Source organism: Streptomyces viridochromogenes (genome assembly GCF_001270495.1).
GTDB lineage: Bacteria > Actinomycetota > Actinomycetes > Streptomycetales > Streptomycetaceae > Streptomyces > Streptomyces viridochromogenes_A.
The window spans coordinates 1-322 of sequence record NZ_LGUR01000142.1; the positions used below are offsets into that span (position 1 = coordinate 1).

The following is a 322-nucleotide window of genomic DNA, read 5'->3' on the forward strand; positions in this document are numbered from 1 at the left end:
GATCGCCCGGCTGACCTGACCGCCGCTGAGCAGTTCCGTGTAGTTGACGAAGGTGATGCCCTGGGGGATGACGACGAGACCGCCGACCCGGTCTATCACGGACTTGGGAGAGAGGCTGGTGACGATCACGATCCACAGCGGCCCGAGCACGCCCAGGCAGCAGAGCGCCAGGAACGCGCTCTTGGCGGTGAGTCCGGCCTTGCTCGGCGGCTCCTCCCACACGGGGCGGGCGGGAGCCTTGAGGCTGCGGATGAGCTGCGTGTTGAGGCTCACTTCTTGTACACCCCCTGCTCGCCGAGCAGGTGCGCGAACTTGTTCGCGC

General features: G+C 67.1%; 1 pseudogene. It reads right to left on the minus strand.

Features of this window, described 5'->3' with window-relative positions:
- A pseudogene (locus tag ADK36_RS15835) lies at window positions 1-273 on the minus strand (carbohydrate ABC transporter permease); the annotation flags it as partial.
- Window positions 274-322: the final 49 nt, after the last annotated feature.